At 71.8% G+C, this 17,101-nt stretch carries 22 protein-coding genes; 9 read left to right on the forward strand and 13 right to left on the reverse strand.

What is annotated here, in order from left to right; genetic code table 11:
• Positions 1-6: 6 nt before the first annotated feature.
• Both AB0H37_RS20480 and AB0H37_RS20485 read left to right on the forward strand, forming a co-directional pair.
• Positions 7-564, forward strand: a complete 558-nt coding sequence (locus tag AB0H37_RS20480) for a hemerythrin domain-containing protein (protein ID WP_179838060.1) — start codon at positions 7-9, stop codon at positions 562-564.
• A 46-nt stretch (positions 565-610) separates the two neighbouring features.
• On the forward strand, positions 611-799 hold the full coding sequence (locus AB0H37_RS20485; protein ID WP_179838061.1) for a hypothetical protein: 189 nt from the start codon (positions 611-613) through the stop codon (positions 797-799).
• Between the two features lie 15 nt (positions 800-814).
• On the opposite strand, the gene AB0H37_RS20490 is transcribed toward AB0H37_RS20485, so the two are convergent.
• From AB0H37_RS20490 to AB0H37_RS20500, 3 genes are all read right to left on the reverse strand, one after another.
• Positions 815-1,588, reverse strand: a complete 774-nt coding sequence (locus tag AB0H37_RS20490) for an MgtC/SapB family protein (protein WP_329097846.1) — start codon at positions 1,586-1,588, stop codon at positions 815-817.
• 124 nt (positions 1,589-1,712) lie between these two features.
• Positions 1,713-1,904 carry a hypothetical protein gene (locus tag AB0H37_RS20495; protein ID WP_329097844.1) on the reverse strand — a complete coding sequence of 64 codons (192 nt, stop codon included), beginning with the start codon at positions 1,902-1,904 and terminating at the stop codon, positions 1,713-1,715.
• An 11-nt stretch (positions 1,905-1,915) separates the two neighbouring features.
• Positions 1,916-2,275: a DUF3140 domain-containing protein gene (locus tag AB0H37_RS20500; protein ID WP_179838063.1), complete on the reverse strand. Its 360-nt coding sequence runs from the start codon at positions 2,273-2,275 to the stop codon at positions 1,916-1,918.
• Between the two features lie 148 nt (positions 2,276-2,423).
• Between AB0H37_RS20500 and AB0H37_RS20505 the strand changes: the two genes are divergently transcribed.
• Positions 2,424-3,890, forward strand: a complete 1,467-nt coding sequence (locus AB0H37_RS20505; RefSeq protein WP_360614393.1) for an ornithine decarboxylase — start codon at positions 2,424-2,426, stop codon at positions 3,888-3,890.
• A gap of 106 nt (positions 3,891-3,996) precedes the next feature.
• Positions 3,997-4,830: a phosphoribosylaminoimidazolesuccinocarboxamide synthase gene (locus AB0H37_RS20510; protein ID WP_179838064.1), complete on the forward strand. Its 834-nt coding sequence runs from the start codon at positions 3,997-3,999 to the stop codon at positions 4,828-4,830.
• Here the strand turns inward: AB0H37_RS20510 and AB0H37_RS20515 are convergent.
• The 3 genes from AB0H37_RS20515 to AB0H37_RS20525 form a co-directional block, all read right to left on the reverse strand.
• The gene (locus AB0H37_RS20515; protein WP_360614395.1) at positions 4,794-5,195 is read right to left on the reverse strand and encodes a MerR family transcriptional regulator; all 402 of its coding nucleotides are present in this window, start codon (positions 5,193-5,195) and stop codon (positions 4,794-4,796) included. The two genes, AB0H37_RS20510 and AB0H37_RS20515, sit on opposite strands and share 37 nt — an antisense overlap.
• Positions 5,196-5,308: 113 nt before the next feature.
• On the reverse strand, positions 5,309-6,646 hold the full coding sequence (locus AB0H37_RS20520) for a glycosyl hydrolase family 18 protein (protein WP_360614397.1): 1,338 nt from the start codon (positions 6,644-6,646) through the stop codon (positions 5,309-5,311).
• 166 nt (positions 6,647-6,812) lie between these two features.
• On the reverse strand, positions 6,813-7,202 hold the full coding sequence (locus AB0H37_RS20525) for a YccF domain-containing protein (RefSeq protein ID WP_179838066.1): 390 nt from the start codon (positions 7,200-7,202) through the stop codon (positions 6,813-6,815).
• Positions 7,203-7,378: 176 nt separating this feature from the next.
• Here AB0H37_RS20525 and AB0H37_RS20530 point away from each other — a divergent pair, with 176 nt between their 5' ends.
• Together AB0H37_RS20530 and AB0H37_RS20535 are read left to right on the forward strand one after the other, a co-directional pair.
• Positions 7,379-8,047 (forward strand): HEAT repeat domain-containing protein, encoded by a 669-nt coding sequence (locus AB0H37_RS20530; RefSeq protein ID WP_360614399.1) that lies wholly within the window; start codon positions 7,379-7,381, stop codon positions 8,045-8,047.
• Between the two features lie 6 nt (positions 8,048-8,053).
• Positions 8,054-9,058 carry a HEAT repeat domain-containing protein gene (locus AB0H37_RS20535; RefSeq protein WP_360614401.1) on the forward strand — a complete coding sequence of 335 codons (1,005 nt, stop codon included), beginning with the start codon at positions 8,054-8,056 and terminating at the stop codon, positions 9,056-9,058.
• Between the two features lie 79 nt (positions 9,059-9,137).
• On the opposite strand, the gene AB0H37_RS20540 is transcribed toward AB0H37_RS20535, so the two are convergent.
• Entirely contained in the window at positions 9,138-10,037 is a 900-nt protein-coding gene (locus AB0H37_RS20540; protein WP_360614403.1) for an alpha/beta hydrolase, read from the reverse strand.
• Positions 10,038-10,263: 226 nt separating this feature from the next.
• Between AB0H37_RS20540 and AB0H37_RS20545 the strand changes: the two genes are divergently transcribed.
• Positions 10,264-11,052 (forward strand): tetratricopeptide repeat protein, encoded by a 789-nt coding sequence (locus AB0H37_RS20545; RefSeq protein WP_360614405.1) that lies wholly within the window; start codon positions 10,264-10,266, stop codon positions 11,050-11,052.
• 28 nt (positions 11,053-11,080) lie between these two features.
• Here the strand turns inward: AB0H37_RS20545 and AB0H37_RS20550 are convergent, their stop codons facing one another.
• From AB0H37_RS20550 to AB0H37_RS20560, 3 genes are all read right to left on the reverse strand, one after another.
• Entirely contained in the window at positions 11,081-12,355 is a 1,275-nt protein-coding gene (locus AB0H37_RS20550) for an RNA polymerase sigma factor (protein ID WP_179838071.1), read from the reverse strand.
• Positions 12,355-12,771 carry a YciI family protein gene (locus tag AB0H37_RS20555; protein WP_179838072.1) on the reverse strand — a complete coding sequence of 139 codons (417 nt, stop codon included), beginning with the start codon at positions 12,769-12,771 and terminating at the stop codon, positions 12,355-12,357. Before AB0H37_RS20555 ends, AB0H37_RS20550 begins: the two co-directional genes overlap by 1 nt.
• A 133-nt stretch (positions 12,772-12,904) precedes the next feature.
• A complete protein-coding gene (locus AB0H37_RS20560; protein ID WP_360614407.1) occupies positions 12,905-13,300 on the reverse strand; it encodes a DUF4440 domain-containing protein in 396 nt (131 codons plus the stop codon).
• A gap of 53 nt (positions 13,301-13,353) precedes the next feature.
• Here AB0H37_RS20560 and AB0H37_RS20565 point away from each other — a divergent pair, with 53 nt between their 5' ends.
• Positions 13,354-13,713: a helix-turn-helix domain-containing protein gene (locus tag AB0H37_RS20565; RefSeq protein ID WP_329097823.1), complete on the forward strand. Its 360-nt coding sequence runs from the start codon at positions 13,354-13,356 to the stop codon at positions 13,711-13,713.
• Here AB0H37_RS20565 and AB0H37_RS20570 read toward each other — a convergent pair whose 3' ends face one another.
• Complete coding sequence (locus AB0H37_RS20570) at positions 13,714-14,463, reverse strand: tRNA(His) guanylyltransferase Thg1 family protein (RefSeq protein WP_179838075.1); 750 nt, start codon at positions 14,461-14,463, stop codon at positions 13,714-13,716. It abuts the gene before it with no gap.
• 114 nt (positions 14,464-14,577) lie between these two features.
• Positions 14,578-15,603 carry a nitronate monooxygenase gene (locus AB0H37_RS20575; protein ID WP_329097820.1) on the reverse strand — a complete coding sequence of 342 codons (1,026 nt, stop codon included), beginning with the start codon at positions 15,601-15,603 and terminating at the stop codon, positions 14,578-14,580.
• Positions 15,604-15,671: 68 nt separating this feature from the next.
• Here AB0H37_RS20575 and AB0H37_RS20580 point away from each other — a divergent pair, with 68 nt between their 5' ends.
• The gene (locus AB0H37_RS20580; protein ID WP_360614409.1) at positions 15,672-16,580 is read left to right on the forward strand and encodes an NAD(P)-dependent oxidoreductase; all 909 of its coding nucleotides are present in this window, start codon (positions 15,672-15,674) and stop codon (positions 16,578-16,580) included.
• 47 nt (positions 16,581-16,627) lie between these two features.
• Here the strand turns inward: AB0H37_RS20580 and AB0H37_RS20585 are convergent, their stop codons facing one another.
• Complete coding sequence (locus tag AB0H37_RS20585) at positions 16,628-17,038, reverse strand: nuclear transport factor 2 family protein (protein WP_360614411.1); 411 nt, start codon at positions 17,036-17,038, stop codon at positions 16,628-16,630.
• Positions 17,039-17,101: the final 63 nt, after the last annotated feature.

Below are 17,101 nucleotides of genomic sequence, written 5' to 3' on the forward strand. Positions count from 1 at the left end.
TCGGTCATGGCCGAGCAGGCCACCCAGGAGAACGTCGTCGATCTGCTGCTCGCGCAGCACGAGGAGATCCGCCACCTCGCCTCGACGGTGGAGAAGAACCACGGCAAGGTGCGCAAGGACGCCTTCGACCGGCTGCGCAGGCTCCTCGCCGTGCACGAGACCGCCGAGGAGGAGGTCGTCCACCCGTTCGCCCGGCGCGCCGCCGCCGACGGCTCCCGCGTGGTGGACGCGCGGCTGGAGGAGGAGAACAAGGCCAAGGGCGTCCTGTCGGACCTGGAGAAGATGGACCCCGAGTCCGCGGACTTCGTGGAGACGTTCGCCAGGTTCCACAGGGACCTGGAGGCGCACGCCTCGCACGAGGAGAAAGAGGAGTTCCCGCGCATCGCTCGCGAGGCCACGCCCGAGCAGATGCGCGGCATGGCCAAGGCCGTCAGGGCGGCCGAGGCGATCGCCCCGACCCATCCCCACCAGGGGACGGAGTCGCCCACCAAGAACCTCGCGGTCGGGCCGATGGCGGCCGTCGCCGACCGCGTCCGCGACGCCATCGGCAAGGCGCGCGGCTGACCGCCCGGGGCGGCCCGCCGGGCCGTCCCTCCTTCGAGGAGGTGCGATGACCGACCGCAGGAACGACGAGGACAAGCCGCTCGCCGACCGGCGCGCCGAGGCCGGGGCGCCGCAGGAGGACGACGCCGACGTGGGGGCCGAGCACACGCCCGGCCCCACGGACCCGCCGATCGCCGAGGCCGAGACCCCGGGCGGCGAGGACGACGGCTACAGCCCGCAGACCGAGGTCCCCTGATCCGCCCAGGGCTCCCTACGCGCTGTCGTCGTCCTGGTCGGCTCCGACCGTGACGCCGACGATGTCCTCCAGTTCGCTCAGGACCGCGGCGAGCTCCGGGACCGAGCCCGTTCCCTCCAGCGTGAGCGTCACCACGGTGTTGCCGGGACGCCGCCGGTCGGGTTCGCGCCGGTCCCGGCGCTCGTCACGGCCGCGGTCGGAGTCGTCCGGCAGGTAGTCGCGGTCGACGTTGACCTCCAGGATCACGAAACCGCGCTGCGTGGACTCCATCAGGACCTGCCGCAGCACGCCATGCCCGTCCCGGTAGACGATCCTCATCCGCGCGACCCCGGCCCGGCGGTACCGCTCCAGCGGCAGCCTCTTCGTCAGGCCGCTCAGCCCGTAGACGACGAGGAAGTGGATCGCGGTGACCGCCACCGCGAGGACCGGCAGGCCGCCGCCGGCCGCCATGCCGACGGCCGCCGTCACCCACACGACGGCGGCGGTCGTGAGGCCGCGCACCGCGTCCCGGCGGACGAAGATCAGCCCGCCGCCGATGAAGCCGATGCCGGACACGATCTGCGCCGCCACCCGGGAGGGATCCAGCGAGACGTTCCCGGGGACGTTCTCGAATCCGTACTTGCTGACCAGCATGAACAGGGCCGCACCTACGCCGACGAGGGTGTGCGTGCGCAGTCCCGCGCTCTTGTTGCGCAGCCCTCGTTCCAGCCCGATCGCGGCCGACAGCACCATGGCGAGCAGCAGCTCGCCGATCTCCACCCAACCCTGCCCGGGGGCCAACTCGAACACCCTCGTACCACCCCTCCCTCTTTCGTTGTCGATCGGCGGCGTGCATCCGCTGGACATCCGCGGCCGCACAGCAGCAGACGGGAGGCCGCCCCGGACTCTTTCCGGGGCGGCCTCCGGCCTGCTGCTAGTCGGGGTGCGGCGGCTTCTGGTCCGGCGGCGTTCCGCCGCCCTCGCCGCCGCCTCTGCTGCCCTTGTCGGTGCCGTGCGCGTGCCCCTTGGCCCCCGTCGACTTCGGGTCGGTGGCCTCGGGCGCGGGCTCGTCCGTCACCGCGGTCTTCCCGGACCGGCGGATCTCGGGCTGCTGCGGGTTCGGCATGCTCTCGCCTCCTATGCCCTGGACGGTTGGGGACGCAGCGGATCGTGCCCCACGCTCATCAGCGCGTGGCGCCATTCCTCGTCCCGTTCCACGTCCGGCGGCCGGTGGTCCAGCCGGTCCTCCACGTAGTCGACGACCTCCTGCATCACCTCCCCGTCGCTTTCGGTCAGGTCGACCTTCCGCTTGCGCAGCACGTCCACCACGCGGGCTCCCAGCTCCGAAACCCCGGGCCCCTGGCCGTCGGCCGGGAACGCCTCCTCGCCGGACGCGTCCGTGAGCAACCAGATGCGCAGTTCGTCGGAGGTCATGTTCACGAGCCGGTGGAAGTCCTCCCACGCCAGCTCCACCTCGGGCGATACGCGGTTGTTCATAGCAAAACTCCCTGTACGCGTTCATGCCCGCCGTACCCGGAGACCGCTGCCCCATTCGTCCCAGCTTGCGTTACTTGCATACAGAATCACACACGGCCCCCCGCGCCGGCCCCCGTTAAAGCCCGGATCGCGCGGGAACACGTCCCGCATGGACCACTCGGAAGCCCCCGTCCTGGACGCCCTTGCCGCCTACCACCGCGAACAGCAGCTCCCCTTCACCCCGCCCGGCCACAAGCAGGGCCGCGGCGCGGATCCACGCGCCCGCGAGGTGCTGGGCGACGCGGTCTTCCGCTCCGACGTCCTCGCCATCTCCGGCCTGGACGACCGGGAGTCGGGCAACAAGGTGCTGGAGCGCGCCCAGGAGCTGATGGCGGACGCCGTCCGCGCCGAGCAGGCGTTCTTCTCGACGTGCGGCAGTTCCCTGTCGGTCAAGAGCGCGATGCTGTCGGTGGCGGGCCCGGGCGAGAAGCTCCTGGTCGGGCGGGACGCCCACAAGTCGGTCGTCTCGGGGCTGATCCTGTCCGGCGTCCGCCCCATCTGGGTGGAGCCGCAGTGGGACGCGACTCGGCATCTCGCCCACCCGCCCTCGCCCTCGGCGTTCGCGGCGCGGTTCCGGGAGCACCCCGACGCGCGCGGCGCCCTCGTCACCAGCCCGACGCCCTACGGGACGTGCGCCGACCTGGCCGCGATCGCCGCCGTCTGCCATGAGCACGGCAAGCCCCTCATCGTGGACGAGGCGTGGGGCGCGCACCTGCCGTTCCACGAGGACCTGCCCACCTGGGCCATGGACGCCGGCGCCGACGTGTGCGTGACGAGCGTCCACAAGATGGGCGCCGGGCTGGAGCAGGGATCGGTCTTCCACCAGCAGGGCGACCTGGTCGACCCGGTCGTCCTCAAGGCGCGGGAGGACCTTCTCGGGACGACCAGCCCGTCCGTCCTGATCTACGCGGGCCTGGACGCGTGGCGGCGGCAGATGGTCGAGCACGGGCACGCCCTGCTGCAGGACACGCTGGACCTCGCGTCCGACGTGCGCTCGCAGATCGCGGCCATGGACGGCTTCGAGGTCCAGGGCTGGGAGGAGTTCACCGGCCCCGGGCTCGCCCACGACCTCGACCCGCTGCCCCTCGTCATCGACGTCGCCGGCCTCGGCGTCACCGGGTACCGGGCGGCCGACTGGCTGCGCGAGCACCATCGCGTCAACCTGCACCTGGCCGACCACAGGCGGATCAGCGCGCAACTCACCTTCGCCGACGACAAGGAGACGGCCGACCGGCTGCTCGCCGCCCTGCGCGACCTCCACGCCCACCTCGGCGACCTGCGCGGGGCACCGGCCGTCGAGGTGCCGTCCCCCGAGGATCTGCGGCTCGAACTCGTCGTGCTGCCCCGCGACGCGTTCTTCGGCCCGGCGGAGCAGGTGCCCGCGTCCGACGCCGCCGGCCGCATCAGCGCGGAGATGCTGACCCCCTACCCGCCCGGCATCCCGGCCGTCGTGCCGGGCGAACGGATCAACGCGCCCGTCATGGAGTACCTGCGCTCCGGCGTCGCCGCCGGGATGGTCGTCCCGGACGCAGCGGACGACACCCTCGACAGCGTGCGGGTGTTCGTGGAGGGGTGACGTCGAGGGGTGACAGGGCCCGGTCGCGGTGGGCCGGAGGCGCCGCAGGTGGCGGGGCGGCGTTGTGGAAGACTCCTACCGGCACGGCGGCTAGATGGGGAGCGTCATGGAGTTGGTCCACTCGGGCAAGGTCAGGGACGTCTACGCGGACGGCGACGATCTGATCCTCGTCGCGTCCGACCGGGTGAGCGTCTACGACGTCGTCCTGCCGACCCCGATCCCCGACAAGGGGAAGATCCTCACGCAGCTGTCCCTCTGGTGGTTCGAGCGGCTCGCCGACATCATCCCGAACCACGTCGTTTCGGCCACGGACGTGCCGGAGGAGTGGGCCGGGCGCGCCATCCGCTGCCGCCGCCTCACCATGCTCCCCGTCGAGTGGATCGCGCGCGGGCACCTCGCCGGGCTCGGCCTGAAGGAGTACCAGAAGTCGGGCACGGTCTCGGGCGTCTCGCTGCCCGAGGGCCTGACCGAGGCGTCCCGGCTGCCGGAGCCGATCTTCACTCCGACCACCAAGGCCACCGAGGGCCACGACGAGTTCATCACCTACGACGACGTGGTCCGCGAGATCGGCGACGACACCGCCGAGCGCCTCAAGGACGTCACCCTGGAGATCTACGGGCGCGGCGCCGCCCTCGCCGCCGAGCGCGGCATCATCATCGCCGACACCAAGCTGGAGTTCGGGCGCGCCGCCGACGGGACCCTCGTCCTCGGCGACGAGGTGCTCACGCCCGACTCGTCCCGCTTCTGGCCTGCCGACCAGTGGGTGCCCGGCCGTCCGCAGCACTCCTTGGACAAGCAGTTCGTGCGCGACTGGAGCAGCACGCTCGACTGGGACCGCACCCCGCCCGGCCCCGCCATCCCCGACGAGGTCGTGGAGGCCACCCGCGCCCGCTACACCGAGGTCTACGAGCGCCTGACCGGCACCGCCTGGACCTCCTGAAGCCCGTGCGCGCAGCCGGGGCAGGACCGGGCGAGCCGCCCCGCCACCTCGGCGCGGCGCCGGATGAGCGCGCGGATCTCCGCGTCGATCTCGGCGAGCGCGCGCTGGTAGACCGCGACCGACTCCGGGCACGCGGCGCCGTCGGCATGGCCGGCGCGCAGGCAGTCGAGGAACGGGCGCGTGTCGTCCAGCGTGAAGCCCGTGTCCAGCAGCGCGCGGATCTGCGCGACGAGCCGCAGGTCGGACTCCTCGTACTCGCGGTAGCCGTTGGCCGCGCGCCGCGCCGGCAACAGGCCCTGCTGCTCGTAGTAGCGCAGCATGCGGGTGCTCACGCCCGCGCGGGCGGCCAGTTCCCCGATCCGCATCGGCCCCCTCCTCGCCTTCGTAGGCCGACGCTACTCCTTGACACCGCCGTCAACGTCAAGGGCCGTAGCGGGTGGGCCCGGCGGACGCCGCCGGGCCCACCCGGGTCAGGCCGTCAGCGTCCCTGGAGACCGCGGACGTTGTCGCCGAACGTCCAGTTCTTCGACCCGTCCCAGTTGACGGACCAGGTCATCAGGCCCTTCAGCCGGCCGTTGAAGTGGTTCCACGCCTGGCCGACGAGGCCCGGCGACATGTAGCCGCCGCCCGCGCCCGGCTGCGCCGGAAGGCCCGGGGCCTGCTTGTCGTAGGGGACCTTGATGGTGGTGCCCTGGACGGTGAGGCCGTTGTTCAGGCACTCGGTCTGCTTCACGAAGCCCTCGACCGTACCGGCGGAGTAGGAGTCGCCCGAGCAGCCGTACATGCTGCCGTTGTAGTACTGCATGTTCAGCCACCACAGCCGGCCGTTGTCCGCGTACTTCTTGACGATCGGCAGGTAGGCGCCCCAGATGGAGCCGTAGGTGACGCTGCCGCCGGTCACGTACGCGGTCTCCGGCGCCATCGTGAGCCCGAAGTTGGACGGCATCTGGCCGAGGACCCCGTCGATGATGCGGACCAGGTTGGCCTGCGACGCCGACAGCTGGCCGATGTTCCCGCCGCCCGACAGCCCCGTCTCGATGTCGATGTCGATCCCGTCGAAGTTGTACTTCTTCAGGATCGGCACGACCGTCTGGACGAACCGGTCGGCGACGGTGCTGGAGCTGAGGTCGATGCCCGCGGCGGCTCCGCCGATCGACATCAGGATGGTCGCGCCCGCCGCCTTCGCCGCGCACATCTGGGCGGGGGTGGAGACCTTGACCGTCGCGTCCATGCCGTCCTCCCACAGGACGGTGCCGTCCGAGCGGATGACGGGGAACGCCGCGTTGATCACGTTGTAGCCGTGCTGCCTGATCACCGGGTCGTCGATCGGCGTCCAGCCGAAGGGCGGGTGGACGCCGTTGGACGCGCCGTCCCAGTTCTCCCAGTAGCCCTGGAGGATCTTGCCGGCGGGCTTGGACTTCACCGCGCAGGTCTCGTCCCCGCCGGGCGGCGGGGTGGTCGGCGGGTCCGTGGGCGGGGTGGTGGGCGGCTCGGACGTGTCGCAGGTGCCCAGCTCACGCCACAGCGTGGCGGTGGACGCGGGGTTCCATCCGGCGCCCGGGTGGGCGGTGTGGGCGACGATCGCCTCGTAGCCGTGGCCGCTGTAGACGACCTTGTCGCCGACCTTGTAGGAGGTGCCCTCCGCCCAGGCCGGATACGTGCAGGCGATCGCGGAAGCGGGCTGGGCCGACGACGGCGCGGACACCGCGACCAGCGTGCCGAACGACAGGACGGACGCGGCGGCGCCCGCGGCCAGCGCGGCACCGGCCGCGCGTGTGAAGGGTCTGTGCTTGAAGCGCGCGTGCTTGGGCTTCACGGGGACGACTCCTCAGCTGAGCGGGACAGAGGAGCCGGTGCAGGAGCCGAACAAGTCCCGTGGGGACGGGACTCTCCCAGAGCAAGGCACATACGACCGGCGTGGACGCCAGTTAGAGGGTAACCGTCTCGTCCGAGCCCGTGAAGCCCCCCGAAAGGGCGGCCGTTCAGAAGGTCGCGGTGCGGTCCGACGGGACGATCTCCTGACCCAGCGGGGTGAGCGAGATCGGGATCAGCTTGAAGTTGGCGATGCCGAACGGGATCCCGATGATCGTGATGCAGAGGAGGACCCCGGTGACGAGATGCCCGAGGGCCAGCCACCACCCCGCGAAGACGATCCAGATGATGTTCCCCAGCAGCGAGCCCGCGCCCGCGTCCCGCCTGGGGACGGTCGTCCGGCCGAACGGCCACAGCGCGAAGCCCGCGATGCGGAACGAGGCGATGCCGAACGGGATGGTGATGATGAGGATGCAGCAGATCAGTCCGGCGACCACGTAGCCCATCGCCATCCAGAAGCCCGCCAGGACCAGCCAGAGGACGTTCAACAACGTGCGCACGAGTTCCCCCCGAGAGTAATCAGATGCTGTTATTTCACACCGTCCTCATGCTCAAACCGGCGGGCGGTGTGAAGAAGACCGTTGGACGCCCCGTATCGCCCCGCGCCGTCCCGGCTCGACCGCGCTTGACCTTGACACAGTGACAAGCTCTTCACTGCGACCAGGGAGGTGGTCCGATGACCATGCCACAACAGGACGCGGACACGGTTCGAGTTCTCCGGGGGCTGGAGAACGGTGACGCCTCGGTGCGGCTGCGGGCGGCGATGGCGGTCGGAACGGCCCCTGACCCGGGGTTCGTCGACAAGCTCATCGAACGGTGCGCGGTCGAACCCGAGTTCTTCGTGCGCGACATGCTCACGTGGGCTCTGACCCGCCACTCGTCATCGACGACGGTTCCCAAGCTCATCGACGAACTCCGCTCGGAGCGGGCGCAGGCGCGAAGCCAGGGGTTGCACACGCTTTCCAAGGTCGGGGACCCGCGGGCGTGGCCGGCGATCACGCGGGAGCTGCTGACCGACGCCGACGACGAGGTGGCGCGGAGCGCCTGGCGGGCCGCGGTCGTGCTCGTACCCGAAGATGAGGAACCCGGGTTGGCCGCGGTCCTGGCCACGCAGCTCGGGCGCGGTGGGCGCCCGATGCAGCAGAGCCTCAGCCGGGCGCTGATCGCGCTCGGTGAGGTGATCCTGCCCGTTCTGCGCGCCGCGATGACGGCTCCCGAACCCCGCGTGCGGGCGCACGCGATGGCCACGGAACGCCTGTTGCGCGATCCGGACGCCGGATTCGGGTTCGCCATCGAGGAGGCGAAGCGCATCGTGGCCCTCGGCGCGACCGGCCAGGAGGAGTGACGGGCGATGTTGATCGGCGATGTGGCGCGACGGTCCGGGGTGAGCGCGCGCATGCTCAGGCATTACGAGTCGCTCGGCCTGGTGCGGCCGACGGGGCGTACCGGCGCCGGCTATCGCGAGTACTCCGGCGAGGACATCCGGCGGATCTTCCACATCGAGAGCCTGCGGTCGCTGGGGCTGTCGCTGCGCGAGGTCGGGCGTGCGCTCGACGATCCCGACTTCGCCCCCGCGGAGCTCGTCGACGACCTCGTCCGCCGGACGCGGGAGCGCATCGCACGCGAGACGGAGCTGCTCACGCGACTCCGCCGGATCGATGCCGCGGAACCCGCCGGCTGGGAGGACGTCCTCCACATCGTCGCACTCCTCCAGGCGTTGGGGTCGGAAAGCGCAGGGAAGCGCCAGCGCGCGGCCCTGTCCTCGGCCGAAGAGGTTCCGGTGCCGGTGGAAGCACTGGTCGAGGCGGCATTGAGCGAGACGGACACGAACGTGGCCGGAGCCCTTCGATGGGCTCTGGCGCGATCGGGCGACAGCGCGTTGGCGCCGCTGGCGGAGGCCCTCGGCTCACCGGATGCCGAGGTGCGGAGACGGGCCGTTCAGTCCATGGCCGAGATTCCGAGCGAGGGGGCGACCGCACCGCTGCGGGACGCCCTCACGAGCCCTGACCTCGTGGTCCGCAGACACGCGGCCCTGGCGCTCGGAGCACGGGGAGTGGAGGACGCCGTCCCGACGCTGATCGACATGATCGTCGAGGAGGCGAACGACGTCGACGCGGCCGACGCGCTGAGCGCGCTGGCGAGCCGTCCCGCCCTGGCGGATCAGATCGCCACCAGGCTCGTCGACCACCTCGCCCAAGCCACCGTCGATTCGTCCGCCCGCCGACGCCTGACACAGGCCCTCGCGGACATCCCGGGAGCCACGGCGTCCCGCGCCCTCGCGGACCTGGCCCAAGACGAGGACCGCGCCGTCGCGCTCACCGCGACCTACATCCTGGGGATTCGCAACACACGCTGACGGAGCTTGCCCGAGATGCCGAGCCGATCGGCTTCCGCACGGCGTGGTGGCCGCCGTGGAGCAGGGCCTCCTCGGCTGATCAGCCGTCGCCGGCGACCTTGGCGGTGACTCGCTGAACGGCCTTGACGGCGGCCTCGGGCTGTTCGAGGTAGATGTAGTGCCCGCTCTTGGGAGCGGTGCTCAGCTTGCTGCGGCTGGACAGGGCGAGCCACGCGCGCTGTCCGGCGGACCATGACTGCTCCAGGCGCGGCCCGTAGGTGGGGATGGCCGCGAGGTACGGCTTCCCGTGCTTGATCACCTCTACCGGGATGTTCCCGGCGGAGCCGACCTTCCCGTCGGTGATGGTGAGCTTCTCCGGGTTCTGCCCCTGGAAGATCGCGAGGTTCTGCGCGCGCACCTCGGCCGCGGGCCCCTTGGCGGACGCGGGGATCGCCCTGGTGATGTCCTCGACCATCGTCGGCGGTGTGGCGTCCATCAGGACCAGCCCCTTGACCCTGTCCCGGTGGTCCGGTGCGTACCTGGCGGCGATCAGTCCACCCAGCGAGTGCCCGGCCAGGACGACCGGACCGTCACCGGCGATCCGGTCGAGCACTCCGGTCAGGACCTTGCCGGTGCTGGAGAAATCCTGCGGACCATCCGGGGGGTCGCTCTTGCCTGCGCCGAGCCTGTCGTAGGAACAGACCCGGTCGTCCTTGCTCAGCTCCTTCTGGGTGGCGGCCAGCTTGTCCAGCCCGTCGCCCCCTCCGTGCATCAGGACGATGACCGGCTTGCCCTTCACCGCGTCGCCCGCACAGGACACGTTCACCGACTTGCCGCCGACCTCGATCTTCTCGGTGCCCGTGATCAGGTCGGCTTTCGGCTTGCCGCTGGAGAACAGCCCCCCGTCCGTCACCGAGTCGCCCTCGCAGCCCGCGAGTCCCGCGCCGACGACGGTGCAGCACGCTGCGGCGATGGCGGCCGTCTTGATCTTGCGGATCATGTCTTCTTCTCCAGGAGGGAATTGCCGCCGTGATTCACTTGGCGGTGCGGCGGGAGGCGCAGCCGGAAATGCCGCGACCACCGCAACGCTAAGGAATCGACGGCACACGATTCGTCACCGCTCAGTGGACAATCTCCGGTAGCTCGGATGGGGGACAGATCCGCCGCCCCAGACGCACATCGCCCGGAGTGTGCTGGAACCGTTCTGGGGCCGGACCAGTCCGACCATGGTGATCACGGAAGGGGACGGCGTGGAGACGGGTAGTGGAGAGGCCGAGTTCCAGGAGGCGGAGTCGCTTCAGGAGCAGGGGCAGGTGCGGGAGGCCGAGCGGCTGTTCAGGGCGGCTGCTGAGGCGGGGCACGTCGGCGCCATGCTCAAGCTCGGTCTCCTGGTCGTGGAGCGGGACGAGGGCGAAGCCGAGCGGTGGTGGCGGGCTGCGGCCGACGCGGGCGACCGGGTCGGGCAGCTGAACCTCGGCATCCTCTGCTCGGACCAGAGGCGGGACGAGGAAGCGGAAAGCTGGTACCGCAAGGCTGCCGAGGCGGGTGAGGTCGACGCTCGGCACAATCTCGGGCTGCTGCTCATCGGCCGTCGTGACGTGCAGGGAGCCGCCGAGCAGTTCCGCATCGCGGCCGAGGCCGGACGCACCGATTCGATGACCAACCTCGGGCTGGCACTCGGTGAGATGGGCCGGGCGGAGGAATCCGAGGAATGGCTTCGGCGCGCCGCTGAGAAGGGCGATGGCCGTGCGCTCAGTGCGCTCGCCAACCATCTCTGGTCCCAGGACCGGCGCGAGGAGGCCGACGAGTGGTGGGCGAAGGGGGCGGCGGCGGGTGACCCGGACTCCCTGTTCAACCTCGGCGTCCGTTGCGAGCACAAGGACGACATGGCCGGGGCCGAGGAGTACTTCCGCAAGGCCGGCCAGGCCGGGCATCGGCGTGGCGCGGCGAGGGCGACGGCCGTGGCGCGCGGAGTCCGCGCGAATGGCGCCCCCTACATGCCCGGCCTGTTCTGACCAACCGCAAGGCCCGCCGCGTCTTCTTTCAGGGGAGGGCGGTGAGTTTGTGTTGGAGGAGGGTGCGTTCGCGTTCGTTGGCTGCCATTTTCATGGCTCGTTCCAGTTCGGTGCGCGCTTCTTCGGGGCGGCCCAGGCGGGTGAGGAGTTCACCTCGGACGCTCGGGAGGAGGTGGGAGTTCGCGAGGGCGCCGGAGGCCGCCAGGTCGTCCACGATGGGGAGGGCGGCGGCCGGGCCCTTCGCCATGGAGACCGCCACGGCCCTGTTGAGGTCGACGACCGGGGACGGCGCCAGGCGGCCCAGGGCCTCGTAGAGGAGGACGATCCGGCCCCAGTCGGTTTCGGCGACCGAGGGGGCGAGGGCGTGGCATTCGGCGATCGCCGCCTGGAGGCCGTAGGGGCCCAGGCCACGGCCTGCCTTCTCGGCGCGGGACAGGGCGGCGCGTCCTCGGTGGATCGCGGCGGCGTCCCAGCGGGTGCGGTCCTGGTGCTCCAGGAGTACCGGCTCGCCGTCCGGGGCGGTACGGGCGGGGAAGCGCGCGGCGGTCAGCTCCAGCAGCGCCAGCAGGCCGTGGGCCTCCGGCTCGTCCGGCATCAGCCGGGCCAGGACGCGGGCCAGGCGCTGCGCCTCGCCCGCGAGGTCGAACCGGATCAGCTCGCCGCCCGAACTGGCCGTGGAGCCCTCGGTGAAGATCAGGTAGACGACGTTGAGGACGGAGGGAAGGCGCCCGGCCCGTTCTCCGGCCGGTGGCACCCCGAACGGCACCCGGGCCGCGCCGAGGGTCTTCTTCGCGCGGGTGATCCGGGCCTGGACGGTCGCGGTCGGGACGAGGAAGGCGCGGGCGATCTCGTCGCTCGTCAGGCCGCCGACCACGCGTAGCGTCAGCGCGACCCGCGCCTCCCGCGACAGGACGGGGTGGCAGGAGACGAACATGAGCGCGAGCACGTCGTCGTCGATCTGGTCGGGGTCCCAGAGCACGTCGTCGTCCTTCTCGGGCGGGCGGCCGGTGGCGGCGCCGCCCTCGTCCAGGTCGTGGGCGAGGGCGGCGTACCGTTCGTCGAGGGCGGAGCGGCGGCGGAACGCGTCGATCGCCCGCCGCCGGCCCACGGTGAGCAGCCACCCCGACGGATTGCGGGGGACGCCGTCGCGCGGCCAGGTCACGAGCGCCTCGGCCAGCGCCTCCTGGGCGAGATCCTCGGCCAGCGCGAAATCGCCGGTGTAGCGGGCGAGCGCGCCGACGATCCGCGCCGACTCGATCCGCCAGACGGCGGCGACGGCCTCGCGTCCGGTGGGGTCGCCCATCACAGCTGGCCGGTGGCCTCGCGCCAGGCCCGCTCCTTCTTGATCCACTCGTTGTCCTGCGGGAACTCGTCGATGGTGGGGACGCGGCGGATCTCGGTCTTGAAGCCGGCACCGCCCGGCGCCCGCCTGGCCCACTCGACGGCCTCCTCCTTCGAGGCCACGTTGAGGATGTAGAACCCGCCGAACAGCTCCTTCGTCTCGCCGTACGGGCCGTCGGTGACCGCGGGCGGCTCGGAGGAGTGGTCGACGACCACGCCCTCGGACGGGTCGTCGAGGCCTTCCGCGGCCAGCAGCACGCCGGCCCGGATCAGCTCCTCGTTGAACCGGCCCACGGTCTCGATCATCTCGGCGTGGTCCGTGTTCGCCATGCCCGCGTAGGCCTCGTCGGTCGCCCGCATGATCAGCATGTACTTCATGTTCGCTGTCTCCCTGTCCGTCCGGGCCCCTCCGCAGGGACCCTCTCACCCTTAGGTCGAAGGGAGGACGGCACAATCAACACGGCCTCCAAGAATCTTTCCCGGATGCCTGTACTTCGCACATCATCCCTGGTCACGTCGGCCGGCCGGCGGTCGCCGCCGTGCCGAAGGGGTTGTCGACGACGTAGCGCCAGCGGCCGTCCGGGCCCCGGCGGGCGACGTCGGTCGCGGTGCCCTCGACGCGGACCGGGCCTTCGTCCCCCCGGCCTTCGATCACCCAGTCGACGACCAGCAGGGCGAGGTCGCCGGCGGTGTAGACGTGGCGGGGGGCGACCTTGACCGGCATGCCGAGGGCCAGGAAGCGGGCGTTGGCGGCGTGGGCGTCGGCGCCGGTCAGCGGGGTGCCCGGTGCGGGGACGAAGACCGCCCCCTCCTCGTACACCTCGGCGACCGCCGCCGGGTCGCCGCTGTTGAAGCGGTCGGCGAACACGTACGGGACGTCCTCGGGGAGTTCGGCCAAGGGGCGCATCGTCGTCCATCCTGTAGACAAGGTCCAGACGCGAAACGCTAGGAGGCGCCCTCGTGACTCACCAAACGGTCAGCCACCCGGGGCTGCCCGACGATCCGCGCGCGGACGCGGCGGAGCCCACGCCGTCCTGTCCGGTGGAGATCACCCTCGACGCGCTGCGCGGGCGCTGGACGACGCTGGTGATCCGCGAGCTTCTGCGGGGCGACCGCTCGTACAGCGAGCTGCGGCGGTCCCTTCCGGCCCTGTCAGACAAGGTGCTGGCCGACCGGCTGGCCCATCTCGCCCAGGCGGGCGTCCTCGGACGGGAGAGAACGGCGGGGTGGCCGCCGCGCACGCGTTACGCGCTCACTCCGCAGGGCCGCCGCCTGGGCCCGGTGCTCCAGGCGCTGTGGGACTGGGGCGCCGAGGCGTAGTCAGGCGGGCGGCCGCAGGACCGCTCCGAGGTGGTCACGGTAGGCGTCGTCATGCGGGAGGTCGCGTTCGGTGCGGATCCGGCGGCGGGTGGTGGTCACGTACGTGTCGCGGATCGGGTCGTGGCCCGTCTTCTCGTACGTCTCCCACCAGAGGCCGATGCCCTCTCGCTGCCAGGCCGGGACCTCGTTGAAGTTCACGCCGCGCGCGAGGAGCAGCTTCTTCTTGTCGGCGGCGGAGGCCCGCTCCAGCTCGCGTGTCGCCCTCCGCGCGGACAACCCCTCCTTGCGCAGCGTCCAGTAGCTCCAGGTGTTCACGGCGCAGCGCGCCGCGTCGGCCCGACGCCAGATCAAGTAGGCGACGACGTCGCCGAGGGAGGTGCCCATCCAGACGCGGCCGTCGAAGACGGCGGGTGCTCCGGCGGCGTGGGTGAAGGCGGCGGTGGCGATGCCCGCCGACAGCGAGACGAGCTTCTCCACCTCGCGGCCGAACAGGTCGAAGGCGGGGTCGAGGACGACGGAGATCTCGTCGCTCTCGGTGTAGGCGTACCGTCCGCCGAGCTCGGTGAGCAGGGTCGCCGCGGTGTCGACCATGAGGTCGGAGAAGCGCGGGTCGAAGGGCTTGTCGAAGTTGGCCTCGGTGTAGCGGGAGAAGGATCGGCCGTCCACGCGGACGACGGCCCAGGCGCCGGGGAGCAGGGTCAGGGAGTGGAACCACTCGCGGGCGCGCATGCGCGCTTCAAGATCCTTCATCGGGGGGCTCCTCGGATCGGGCGGCGGAGTCGCCTGAGCGTGGCATGGATTCCGACGTCCGGCACCCGAATTACGGCGGGCGGGACGCGTTGCGGTCCCCTCCGAGTTCGTGCGTCAGGCGGAGGCCAGGGCCGCTACCAGCGTGGCGGCGGGGGTTTCGGTCGTCTCTCGGAACGACTCGCCTGCCCAGAGGTTGACGCTGTCCGGGTTGCCCTGGGCGGCGGACGCGCGGCGCAGGGGCGCCGTCACGTAGTGGACGTCAGGGTAGGCGGCGGGGGCGTCCCCCGAGTGCTCGGTGAGGAAGCGGTTGATCAGGCCGCGCGCGGGCCGTCCGCTGAACGCCCTGGTCATAGCGGTCGAGGTGTAGCCGGGGTCGGTGAGGGCGGCCTTGTGGACGGCGCCGGCGCCGCTCTCCGGGCACCGCAGGAACGCCGTCCCGAGCTGGGCGGCGACGGCGCCGAGCGAGAGGATCTCGGCGACGTCGGCGGCCGTGGCCAGGCCCCCGGCGCCGATGAGGGGCTGCCGAGTGATCTTTTGGACGGCCGGGAGCAGCGCCCGCAGCGGCAGCGGGTCGTCGAGGGAGTTGGTGAACGAGCCCCGGTGGCCTCCGGCCTCCAGGCCCTGGAGGCAGAGCGCGTCGGCGCCGGCCGCCTGGCGGGCCTCGTCCACGGAGGTCACGGTGACGACGACGGTGGCGCCGCGGTCCCTGAGGGCGCGGATGACGTCCGGGGTCGGGCAGCCGAACGTGAAGCTGACGACCGCAGGCGGGTCGGACACCAGGTCGGCGATCTTCGCGTCGTAGGCGTCGTCGCGGGCGCCCGGGGTGCCCGGCTCCACGCCGAGGCGCGCGGCCTCGGGGGCGAGGAGTTCGCGGTAGGCGGCGACGGCGGCCGGGTCGATCTCGTCCAGGGACGGCATGAAGACGTTCACCCCGAACGGGCGGGACGTCAGCTCGCGCGTGGCGGCGATGTCGGCGCGCATGGCCTCGGTCGTCCGGTAGCCGGCGGCGAGGAAGCCGAGGCCGCCCGCGTTCGAGACGGCGGCGGCCAGCTCCGGCGTCGACGGCCCGCCCGCCATCGGGGCCTGCACGATCGGCAGTTCCGTCCGCACGGCGCTCACCTCGGTCCGACTCCTGGTCATGCTCGCACGATAATCGCGGGGGACACCGGGTGGTGACGCCGGGGTCGCGGAGAGAGAAGAGGGTCGGCATGCGGGTGCTGCTGCACTACGACAGGGAACACGAGGAGCCCGGTCTCGACATCGTGAGCTGCTCGGAGCAGGACGACGCGCGGTTCGCCGAGCTGCTGCCGGACACCGAGGTGCTCTGGCACGTGCTGCGCCCGGTGACGGCCGCCGACATGGACCGGGCGCCGCGGCTGAGGCTGATCCAGAAGCTCGGAACCGGCGTGAACACCATCGACCTGGACGCCGCGGCCGAGCGGGGGATCGCGGTCGCGAACATGCCGGGCCGCAACGCGCAGGCCGTCGCGGAGACGTCGCTGCTGCTGATGCTGGCGGCGCTGCGGCGGGTCGTCCCGTTCGACGCGCGGACGCGGCGCGGCGAGGGCTGGCCCGCCGACCGGTCGCTGGTGGGCGGTGAGCTGGCCGGACGGACGGTCGGGCTCCTCGGCGGCGGCGAGATCGCGACGCTGCTGCGCGGGATGCTGGAGGCGATCGGGGCGACCGTCCTCTACACGACGCGGCGGCCCCGGCCTGAGGATCCCGCCTGGCGGGAGCTGGACGAGCTGCTGCGCGCCGGCGACATCGTGTCGGTGCACATCCCGCTGACGGACGAGACCCGTCATCTGCTGGACGCCGGGCGGCTCGCGCTGCTGCCGGAGGGCGCGATCGTGGTCAACACGGCGCGCGGCGCGGTGATCGACGAGAAGGCGCTGGTGGCGGCGCTGGGGTCGGGGCATCTGGGCGGCGCCGGGTTGGACGTCTTCGAGGAGGAGCCCGTGGACGCGGGGAATCCGCTGCTGGCCCTCGACAACGTGGTCGTCATGCCGCACGTCGCGTGGCTGACGCGCGAGACGTGGGACCGCTACTTCGCGGTCGCCGCGGAGAACTGCCGCCGCCTCGCGCGCGGCGACGGCCTCCTCCACCGTGTCGTCTAGATCCGGTCGGATGGGCCGGTCGGACAGGGCCGGTCGGGCAGGGCCCGTCAGACTCCGGCGGGCTCCCACCAGGTGAGGTTGGCGGCGGCCTGGGCCACCGGCTCGATGATCTCCCACGCCTCGGCGATCAGCCCGTCGTCGACCCGCCAGATGTCGACGACCGCGATCTCCGGCCCGTCCGGGAGCCGCCGCCGCGTGTGCAGCACCACGTGGTCGCCGTCGGCCAGCAGGTGGCGGATCTCCACCTGCATGCCGGCGAGCGGGGTGAGCGCCGCCTGCACGGCGGCGAGCCATTCGGTCTTGGTCGAGGAGGTCGCGTCCGGCCGGTGGTGCACGAAGCCGTCGCTGAGCAGCGGCCGCAGCCCGTCGGTGCTGCCCGTGGTGATCAGTTCCGACAGCGCCCGCTGAACGGTGTCCTTGTTGGTCATGTCCTTGTCGGTCATGTCTTTGTCGGTCATGGACGCAGTGTTTCGGCGGTCGCGGCGGGTTGTCGATGAAGTCCCGTTTCATGGCGTCCAGCT

Origin of the sequence: Actinomadura sp. NPDC023710, from assembly GCF_040639875.1 — a bacterium.
GTDB classification, from domain to species: Bacteria; Actinomycetota; Actinomycetes; order Streptosporangiales; family Streptosporangiaceae; genus Spirillospora; species Spirillospora citrea.

What these genes read in the sequence shown, in the direction of transcription:
- AB0H37_RS20570 (WP_179838075.1), bottom strand. Translation starts at nt 14,463, where the DNA reads ATGAAGGATCTTGAAGCGCGCATGCGCGCCCGCGAGTGGTTCCACTCC.
- AB0H37_RS20485 (WP_179838061.1), top strand. Translation starts at nt 611, where the DNA reads ATGACCGACCGCAGGAACGACGAGGACAAGCCGCTCGCCGACCGGCGC.
- AB0H37_RS20510 (WP_179838064.1), top strand. Translation starts at nt 3,997, where the DNA reads ATGGAGTTGGTCCACTCGGGCAAGGTCAGGGACGTCTACGCGGACGGC.
- AB0H37_RS20580 (WP_360614409.1), top strand. Translation starts at nt 15,672, where the DNA reads ATGCGGGTGCTGCTGCACTACGACAGGGAACACGAGGAGCCCGGTCTC.
- AB0H37_RS20495 (WP_329097844.1), bottom strand. Translation starts at nt 1,904, where the DNA reads ATGCCGAACCCGCAGCAGCCCGAGATCCGCCGGTCCGGGAAGACCGCG.
- AB0H37_RS20545 (WP_360614405.1), top strand. Translation starts at nt 10,264, where the DNA reads ATGGTGATCACGGAAGGGGACGGCGTGGAGACGGGTAGTGGAGAGGCC.
- AB0H37_RS20505 (WP_360614393.1), top strand. Translation starts at nt 2,424, where the DNA reads ATGGACCACTCGGAAGCCCCCGTCCTGGACGCCCTTGCCGCCTACCAC.
- AB0H37_RS20515 (WP_360614395.1), bottom strand. Translation starts at nt 5,195, where the DNA reads ATGCGGATCGGGGAACTGGCCGCCCGCGCGGGCGTGAGCACCCGCATG.
- AB0H37_RS20585 (WP_360614411.1), bottom strand. Translation starts at nt 17,038, where the DNA reads ATGACCGACAAAGACATGACCGACAAGGACATGACCAACAAGGACACC.
- AB0H37_RS20530 (WP_360614399.1), top strand. Translation starts at nt 7,379, where the DNA reads ATGACCATGCCACAACAGGACGCGGACACGGTTCGAGTTCTCCGGGGG.
- AB0H37_RS20575 (WP_329097820.1), bottom strand. Translation starts at nt 15,603, where the DNA reads ATGACCAGGAGTCGGACCGAGGTGAGCGCCGTGCGGACGGAACTGCCG.
- AB0H37_RS20535 (WP_360614401.1), top strand. Translation starts at nt 8,054, where the DNA reads ATGTTGATCGGCGATGTGGCGCGACGGTCCGGGGTGAGCGCGCGCATG.
- AB0H37_RS20540 (WP_360614403.1), bottom strand. Translation starts at nt 10,037, where the DNA reads ATGATCCGCAAGATCAAGACGGCCGCCATCGCCGCAGCGTGCTGCACC.
- AB0H37_RS20555 (WP_179838072.1), bottom strand. Translation starts at nt 12,771, where the DNA reads ATGAAGTACATGCTGATCATGCGGGCGACCGACGAGGCCTACGCGGGC.
- AB0H37_RS20480 (WP_179838060.1), top strand. Translation starts at nt 7, where the DNA reads ATGGCCGAGCAGGCCACCCAGGAGAACGTCGTCGATCTGCTGCTCGCG.
- AB0H37_RS20550 (WP_179838071.1), bottom strand. Translation starts at nt 12,355, where the DNA reads ATGGGCGACCCCACCGGACGCGAGGCCGTCGCCGCCGTCTGGCGGATC.
- AB0H37_RS20500 (WP_179838063.1), bottom strand. Translation starts at nt 2,275, where the DNA reads ATGAACAACCGCGTATCGCCCGAGGTGGAGCTGGCGTGGGAGGACTTC.
- AB0H37_RS20560 (WP_360614407.1), bottom strand. Translation starts at nt 13,300, where the DNA reads ATGCGCCCCTTGGCCGAACTCCCCGAGGACGTCCCGTACGTGTTCGCC.